This window comes from Escherichia sp. S10b, from assembly GCF_028421345.1.
Taxonomy (GTDB): domain Bacteria; phylum Pseudomonadota; class Gammaproteobacteria; order Enterobacterales; family Enterobacteriaceae; genus ECMA0423.
The window spans coordinates 159763-167908 of sequence record NZ_JAHZSO010000163.1 but is presented as its reverse complement, the minus strand read 5'-3'; the positions used below and the strand labels follow the sequence as shown (position 1 = coordinate 167908).

Below are 8146 nucleotides of genomic sequence, written 5' to 3'. Positions count from 1 at the left end.
GGCCCGATACGGCATGCGGACTGCAGGCAGAGAAAACTGGCCGATTTTCTCTGCACTGGAGGGATAATACAAGGCCTGATAAGCATAGCGCATCAGGCAGTTTTACGTTTGCATAACCTCAGCGCCCGTTTCCGGGCGCTATTCACTTCTTACGCCTGAACAGCAGGCTTATCAAATGCCGTTAACTTCGGTGCGTTACCCGTATATTTTTCGATATACACCAGCGCAGAGTTACCGGCACAGGCATTTGCCAGCTGCGAGCTGGGGATATCCGCCGTTAACACGTTCGCACTGCCGTTTTTACACAAGCCGTTTTCCAGATCTGGCCATGCACCTTCATGCACGCATACCACGCCTTTTTTGATCCCGTCAGTCACCACCGCGCCTGTCAAAATCTGACCACGTTTGTTCCAGACACGCACCAGATCGCCATTCGCAATACCAAATCGAGCAGCATCTTCGGTGTGAATAGTGATCGGTTCACGATCGGCAACCGCATATTTTTTACGCAGTTCCGCATAGTTAAGCTGACTATGTAAACGGTGTGCCGGATGTGCGGTCAGAAGCTGCAACTGCTTCTCGTCGGCGGTACCCTTCCACTCATCAGGCGCAAGCCAGGTTGGATGTGCCGGGCAATCCTTATAGCCAAATTTTTCCAGCGTTTTGGAGTAAATCTCAATTTTGCCGCTTGGCGTACCCAGCGCATTTTTCACCGGATCGGCGCGGAAATCAGCATAACGAACGTACTGTTCGTTCTTCTCGCTGCGGCGCATTTCGATCAGTTTATTTTGCTGCCAGAAGGCATTAAACATCGGCATAGTCACGCGTTGCGCACGAGCACCTTTCTGAGCGGCATAATAGAAAAATTTCAGCCACGCCATTTCATCTTTACCTTCGGTATAGATCTCTTTTCCGCCAGGTTTCAGTAATTCAGCAAGATCGGCAAATACGTCAAAATCGTTACGCGCTTCAAATTGCGGAGCAACAGCCTGCTTCATCGGCACAATATGCTGGTTGCTGTAATCACCGGTCATCGTCAAGTCATTGCGCTCAAACGATGTGGTGATCGGTAATACGATATCTGCATGTTTAGCAGCTGCGGTCCAGTAGCATTCAGAAACGACGATCATCTCCGGTTTCTGCCATGCTTTGATCAGACGATTAGTATCCTGGTGATGGGTAAAGTTACCGCCACCCGCCCACCAGATCATTTTGATATTCGGATACGTTTGTTCTTTACCGTTATGCTGATATTTGCCACCAGGATTTTCCAGCGCATCGACGATACGGGCAACAGGAATCGCCGTCATTCCGCCATCATCAGCGGCCTCGCTGGCCTGTCCGGCAATCGCCGCAGACATTTCCGGCAGCACGCCGCCAACACGCGTCGGATTGCCACCGTTGGAGTAATGATAAGAGAAACCAAAACCGCCGCCCGGTGTACCAATCTGCCCTAACATCGCCGCCAGCGTCACCAGCATCCAGTGTTTCTGTTCACCATATTGCTGGCGCTGAATTCCCCAGCCAGCCATCAGCATTGTGCGATTCGCCGCCATCAGTTCAGCGAGTTTGACTATCTGCGCTTCCGGTACGCCAGTAATTTCCGCCGCCCAGGCCGCGCTCTTCGGAGTATTATCGCTCTTACCTGTCAGATACTCTTCAAACTGCGGATACCCGGTGGTGTATTTTTCAAGGAACACTTTATCGTGTTTACCTTGTGTCATCAGGGTATGCGCAATCCCTAACATCAGTGCCACGTCGGTGCCCATATTCGGCGCGATCCAGGTGGCATTATCACCAAAGAACTCGATGGTTTCGGAGCGGATAGGATCAATGGCAATCACTGGTTTGCCAGATTTTTTCAGCTGATGGAAGTATTCCAGCCCTTGCTCATCGGTACTGCTCCAGGCAATTTTTAAGGTATTCAGCGGGTTCATCCCCCACAGCACCACAGCCTGGCTGTTTTCCAGAATCAGCGGCCAGGAGGTCTGCTGTTCATACACCTCTACAGAACCGACCACATGCGGCATGATCACCTGTGCTGCCCCGGTTGAATAATCGCCGCTATGCCCGGAATAACCGCCCGCCAGGTTCATATAACGTTGTAGTAAGGTTTGCGCTTTATGCAACACGCCAGAAGAGCGCCAGCCGTATGATCCGGCAAAAATAGCAGATGGTCCGTTAGCTTTGCGAATGCGATCGTGTTGCTCATGAATCAGTTTTAATGCTTGCTCCCAGCTCACCTGTACATAAGTATCTTCGCCACGACCTTTCGCCGGTTGCAGTGGATTATCGAGATAGCTTTTTCTTACCATCGGATGCTGAATACGTGCCGTGGTGTGTACCTGATCCGCCGCCGTAGACTGTAAGGAGTTCGGTATGGTTTTCGCCAGCGCGCCTGTTGAAGAAACAATCTTGCCGTCCTTCACTTCTACGTTCATCGCTCCCCAACGTCCCGCGGTGAGGATTTTACCGCCCTTCTCTTCTGCCCATGCGGGGAGCGGTGCTGCCGATGTCACCACCAGCGCTCCAGCGGCAATACCGCTGTGTTTAATAAATTCACGTCTTGTTAATGTCATAACTTCCTCCCTGATCAACGAGGATCACTGTTTCTCGGTAATATCTTTGGTGTTGTACTGGAAATACCGCGTTAAAATGTCCAGTTCGTTTTCGCTCATGCTGGTTCGCGCACCCATTCCTTTGGCAATGGACGGCCATGCATTGACGGTGTAATGGTCAGCGGCAATAGGCGCATGGCAACCAGCGCAATAGGTATCGTCAAGTTTTTCAGCGTATTGCCATAGCGGTTTACGGTCCGCTAATGCGGGATCGGTAAGCGCACCCTGTAAAGACGCCTGACGCCATTGATTGCCGTATTCGTCAGCCTGCCATTCCCCGTTTACCGTGAGCGCCTTGATACCTTCTTCACTTAATGTGGCTAGCGCCAGCCGTTGACCTGCCGCCAGGTAGAGCGTGTTTTCACTGCCCTGCATTTGATAACCCTGCAACAGAACGATCGGCTGTTTGCCACTGGCATCAACGACGGTGAGATCGGTACCAGGATTCACGGTAGCCAGCTCGCCTATGCGAGAAGTTTTGAAAGGATAAATATGTGCGCCATTAGTCACTGAAGTAGCGGCCTGACTTTCCAGCTCATGCGCCGCGTTGTCATCCATTTTTATTTCTGGCGGAAAATGGGCAATGCCTTTATGACAATCGATACAGGTTTCGCCGCCCTTTTGTGCTTTGTTATGCATTTTCTGCGCAGATTCACTTTGCGAGGCAATATCCATGGCATCAAAAGAATGGCAACTACGGCACGTTGCAGAGTCAGTTGCTTTTAATTCTTTCCATACTGTTTCGGCCATTTCCTGGCGATGAGTTTCGAACTTATCGTCACTGTCTATTTTGCCGCTAACAAATTCATGATAAATATCTTTAGATGCTTTTAATTTAGAAAATAAATAATCCATCCCTGACTTTGGAATATGGCAATCTGCACATTCCGCACGTATCCCTTTCTGGTTCGAAAAGTGGACAGTTCCCTGATATTCCTCAAAAGGTTTACTCATCGAGTGGCAGGAAAGGCAAAATGCTGTATCCGACGTTTTATGTAAGGCTTTTTGCGCCAGCAATAACCCGCCGCCACCAACCACAACCGCTATCAGCAAAAACAATAACCCAATGCGTTTTTTCCCTCGCATAGATTCCTCTAAATAAATTCCAGAACACCGAAATCATTGTATAATTAAATACACAACGAATTAACCGCTTGCATAACTCGGCACAACACTGCCTGAAATAATCGATAAAGAATATGATTTATTACAATGTAATCATTAATTGCTAAGGAATAACCCAGTTGCTATTTAGAATATATATTTATCAGTTTTAGCAATTTAAATCCCATAATCAATGTGAATATAAAAAATATTATTAGCACAACGCTATGTTCACTGTCACCCGCTCAACAGATCACGGTTATCGTTCGTTTTTTATACTGCTCAGGGATAAAAAAAGGCCCCTGTTGAAATTGCAGGGGCCTGGTACGAGCAAGCATCATATTGGGCGACATGATGCAACGGTAAAAATCATTTGGCCTGATGGCGTTCAATGATTCCTTTCATTTCAGCAACCGCCGCCCCGTCTACGATATAACGCGAATACTCGTCCGCGTGTTCATCTGATGACATGGACAATCCTTGATTACGATAACGCATCGGTGAGGCTTGCCACGCTCCCGCGGAGCTATGGACTTCCAGCACTCCGGCATCGAGGAAGTGGTGCAGGTTTTCTGCACGGACTCCTGCTCCGGCCATAATGATTGGAGCATCACGATGGGCAATAAGTTCCATAATTTTTGATAAACCTTGCAGTGCGTCTGATTTTTGCCCTGATGTCAGTACCCGGGCAATGCCCAATTCCGCAAGATTATTGAGTGTATATAAAGGGTTAGCGCACATATCGAAGGCGCGATGAAAAGTCACTGCCAGCGGACCGGCAGCAGCCATTATTTTTTCCATTCGTGGCATATCGACATTCCCGTCAACATCGAGAACGCCCGTCACCAGTCCAGGAAAACCTAATTCGCGGACCGTGCGCACATCCTCAAGAATGGCGGCAAACTCACCGTCGCTGTAGCAAAAATCACCACGGCGTGGGCGAATTATCGGATGCACAGGGATCGTCACCCGCTGGCGCACGGATTTCAGTACCCCCAACGACGGCGTTAAGCCCCCCTCTTTTGGGGCTGCGCATAATTCAACTCTGTCTGCGCCGTTTTGCTGCGCCGTTAGTGCACATTCCATGCTGTAACAGCAAATTTCCAGTAATGCCATTTTTGCTCCTTAATTACGCTGACTGCTCGCTGGCAACGATCTCTTCAATGGACCACGGATGAAACTTAATAGTTGTTTTGCCATCGGTGACCGCCAGCGTCGGATTCGGTAATCGCTCATGCTCACCTTTTGGTGAACTGGTTTTAACTGAGATCCCCGGAAGGCTGAGTCCTTCATCAGAAAGCAATGCCAGCGCACGGGCATTCAGCGTTTCTGGATCACCTGGCAGAACGATTTCAATATGTTCCCAACCTTCGTGTGGGTAACGTTTTTCCCCGGGCCACGGTAGCTCCACAATAGAAAACTGCCAGTGCGCAACCTGTACCGGTTCATGCAATTTAAACAGACAAATCGGTCTGCCATTGATCATATTTTCTGACAAAAGCTCGCCACACTGTTCAAACCCGCGACGCCAGCGCTCAGCGGTGACGTTTTGATGGCAACGCAAAGAAATGTGATCGGCAGTCAGCGGAGTGATATTCAACCCCAGACGGCGGGAAAGTTCATCTAATGCGTGGGTAAATCGCGGTAAATCCGATGCAATATCCTGCAGCTCGTCGATAGATTGCCAGTTCGCCATAATCACTCTTCGTCTTTCAGTAAAAGCGTTAATTTACCCTGTTGCCCTGTGCCAACCAACCGCTGATTTCACGCCGCTTCTGATGCAATAGTGAAAACGGCAATACGCCACGCGCACGTTGCTGACGAAAACAGCCATTTGCAGTATACTCCCGCCCTAATTTCTTTAACTGGTGCGGGCAATTTTTGCTCGCTTCATCAATGTAAGGTATTCCGGTGAATATTCAGGCTCTTCTCTCAGAAAAAGTCCGTCAGGCCATGATTGCGGCAGGCGCGCCTGCGGATTGCGAACCGCAGGTTCGTCAGTCAGCAAAAGTTCAGTTCGGCGACTATCAGGCTAACGGCATGATGGCAGTTGCTAAAAAACTGGGTATGGCACCGCGACAATTAGCAGAGCAGGTGCTGACTCATCTGGATCTTAACGGTATCGCCAGCAAAGTTGAGATCGCCGGTCCAGGCTTTATCAACATTTTCCTTGATCCGGCATTCCTGGCTGATCATGTTCAGCAGGCGCTGGCGTCCGATCGTCTCGATGTTGCTACGCCAGAAAAACAGACCATTGTGGTTGACTACTCTGCGCCAAACGTGGCGAAAGAGATGCACGTCGGTCACCTGCGCTCTACCATTATTGGTGACGCAGCAGTGCGTACTCTGGAGTTCCTCGGTCACAAAGTGATTCGCGCAAACCACGTCGGCGACTGGGGCACTCAGTTCGGTATGCTGATTGCATGGCTGGAAAAGCAGCAGCAGGAAAACGCCGGTGAAATGGAGCTGGCTGACCTTGAAGGTTTCTACCGCGATGCGAAAAAGCATTACGACGAAGATGAAGAGTTTGCCGAGCGTGCACGTAACTACGTGGTAAAACTGCAAAGCGGTGACGAATATTTCCGCGAGATGTGGCGCAAACTGGTCGACATCACCATGACGCAGAACCAGATCACCTACGATCGTCTCAACGTGACGCTGACCCGTGATGACGTGATGGGCGAAAGCCTCTACAACCCAATGCTGCCAGGAATTGTGGCGGATCTCAAAGCCAAAGGTCTGGCAGTAGAAAGCGAAGGGGCGACCGTCGTATTCCTTGATGAATTTAAAAACAAGGAAGGCGAACCGATGGGCGTGATCATTCAGAAGAAAGATGGCGGCTATCTCTACACCACCACTGATATCGCCTGTGCGAAATATCGTTATGAAACACTGCATGCCGATCGCGTGCTGTATTACATCGACTCCCGTCAGCATCAACACCTGATGCAGGCATGGGCGATCGTCCGTAAAGCAGGCTATGTACCGGAATCCGTACCGCTGGAACACCACATGTTCGGCATGATGCTGGGTAAAGACGGCAAACCGTTCAAAACCCGCGCGGGTGGTACAGTGAAACTGGCCGATCTGTTGGATGAAGCCCTGGAACGTGCACGCCGTCTGGTGGCAGAAAAGAACCCGGATATGCCAGCTGACGAGCTGGAAAAACTGGCTAACGCGGTTGGTATTGGTGCGGTGAAATATGCGGATCTCTCCAAAAACCGCACCACGGACTACATCTTCGACTGGGACAACATGCTGGCGTTTGAGGGTAATACCGCGCCATACATGCAGTATGCTTACACGCGTGTATTGTCCGTGTTCCGTAAGGCAGAAATTAACGAAGAGCAACTGGCTGCAGCTCCGGTAATCATCCGTGAAGATCGTGAAGCGCAACTGGCAGCTCGCCTGCTGCAGTTTGAAGAAACCCTCACCGTGGTTGCCCGTGAAGGCACGCCGCATGTGATGTGTGCTTACCTGTACGATCTGGCTGGTCTGTTCTCTGGCTTCTACGAGCACTGCCCGATCCTCAGCGCAGAAAACGAAGAAGTGCGTAACAGCCGTCTGAAACTGGCACAACTGACAGCGAAGACGCTAAAGCTGGGTCTGGATACGCTGGGTATTGAGACAGTAGAGCGTATGTAATCGATTTTTCGTGAGAGTAAAGCCTGATCAGGGTTACCTGATCAGGCTTTTTTATTGCCATCTAAATGTATTCTGAAAATGGACATGCCATTGTTTTCTGACTGTTGGATAAGAGGCCAGAAGCGTAATATCCGGCCCCAGGGAAACGATAACGGTTGAATTTAAGGAATACCGCAGTGTTTAAATTTCTTGTATTAACATTAGGCATTATCTCTTGCCAGGCTTACGCAGAAGATACGGTTATAGTAAACGACCATGACATTTCAGCCATCAAAGATTGTTGGCAAAAAAATTCAGATGATGATACTGACATTAACGTGATCAAATCATGCCTGCGACAAGAATACAATCTCGTCGATGCGCAATTAAATAAAGCCTATGGTGAAGCTTATCGTTATATAGAACAAGTGCCACGCACAGGTGTAAAAAAACCTGATACCGAACAACTTAACTTGCTTAAAAAATCACAGCGAGCCTGGCTGGATTTTAGGGACAAAGAATGTGAATTAATCCTTTCAAATGAGGACGTTCAGGATTTAAGTGACCCTTATTCTGAATCAGAATGGCTCTCATGTATGATCATACAGACCAATACGCGAACTCGCCAGTTGCAGCTATACCGTAACTCTGAAGATTTTTATCCAAGCCCTTTGACAAGAGGATAATTCACATCTTTTTGGCATGTTTTGTTGCAAGCTATTCCTGATAAATAATTGCAACAAGACATCGAGCCTTTTTCACTGAGTTATTAAACATACTCGCGAGCGCGTAATTTTTTT

The 8146-nt window shown here is 49.1% G+C and carries 7 protein-coding genes; 2 read left to right on the top strand and 5 right to left on the bottom strand.

What is annotated here, in order from left to right; all coding sequences use genetic code 11:
- Window positions 1–149: 149 nt before the first annotated feature.
- The 4 genes from torZ to FTE26_RS13420 form a co-directional block, all read right to left on the bottom strand.
- Window positions 150–2579 (bottom strand): trimethylamine N-oxide reductase TorZ, encoded by a 2430-nt coding sequence (torZ, locus tag FTE26_RS13435; RefSeq protein WP_000176774.1) that lies wholly within the window; start codon window positions 2577–2579, stop codon window positions 150–152.
- Between the two features lie 24 nt (window positions 2580–2603).
- Window positions 2604–3704 (bottom strand): NapC/NirT family cytochrome c, encoded by a 1101-nt coding sequence (locus FTE26_RS13430; RefSeq protein ID WP_001214327.1) that lies wholly within the window; start codon window positions 3702–3704, stop codon window positions 2604–2606.
- A 387-nt stretch (window positions 3705–4091) separates the two neighbouring features.
- Complete coding sequence (gene cutC, locus FTE26_RS13425) at window positions 4092–4838, bottom strand: copper homeostasis protein CutC (protein ID WP_001185755.1); 747 nt, start codon at window positions 4836–4838, stop codon at window positions 4092–4094.
- Window positions 4839–4851: 13 nt separating this feature from the next.
- Window positions 4852–5418 (bottom strand): VOC family protein, encoded by a 567-nt coding sequence (locus tag FTE26_RS13420; RefSeq protein ID WP_001326063.1) that lies wholly within the window; start codon window positions 5416–5418, stop codon window positions 4852–4854.
- Window positions 5419–5633: 215 nt separating this feature from the next.
- Here FTE26_RS13420 and argS point away from each other — a divergent pair, with 215 nt between their 5' ends.
- The gene (gene argS / locus FTE26_RS13415) at window positions 5634–7367 is read left to right on the top strand and encodes an arginine--tRNA ligase (RefSeq protein ID WP_001025306.1); all 1734 of its coding nucleotides are present in this window, start codon (window positions 5634–5636) and stop codon (window positions 7365–7367) included.
- Between the two features lie 41 nt (window positions 7368–7408).
- On the opposite strand, the gene yecV is transcribed toward argS, so the two are convergent.
- On the bottom strand, window positions 7409–7453 hold the full coding sequence (yecV, locus tag FTE26_RS13410) for a protein YecV (RefSeq protein WP_211180499.1): 45 nt from the start codon (window positions 7451–7453) through the stop codon (window positions 7409–7411).
- Between the two features lie 90 nt (window positions 7454–7543).
- Between yecV and FTE26_RS13405 the strand changes: the two genes are divergently transcribed.
- Window positions 7544–8032, top strand: a complete 489-nt coding sequence (locus tag FTE26_RS13405) for a lysozyme inhibitor LprI family protein (RefSeq protein WP_001297434.1) — start codon at window positions 7544–7546, stop codon at window positions 8030–8032.
- Window positions 8033–8146 lie beyond the last annotated feature (114 nt).

Coding starts and splice junctions, on each gene's coding strand:
- torZ (WP_000176774.1), bottom strand. CDS start 2,579: ATGACATTAACAAGACGTGAATTTATTAAACACAGCGGTATTGCCGCT.
- FTE26_RS13430 (WP_001214327.1), bottom strand. CDS start 3,704: ATGCGAGGGAAAAAACGCATTGGGTTATTGTTTTTGCTGATAGCGGTT.
- cutC (WP_001185755.1), bottom strand. CDS start 4,838: ATGGCATTACTGGAAATTTGCTGTTACAGCATGGAATGTGCACTAACG.
- FTE26_RS13420 (WP_001326063.1), bottom strand. CDS start 5,418: ATGGCGAACTGGCAATCTATCGACGAGCTGCAGGATATTGCATCGGAT.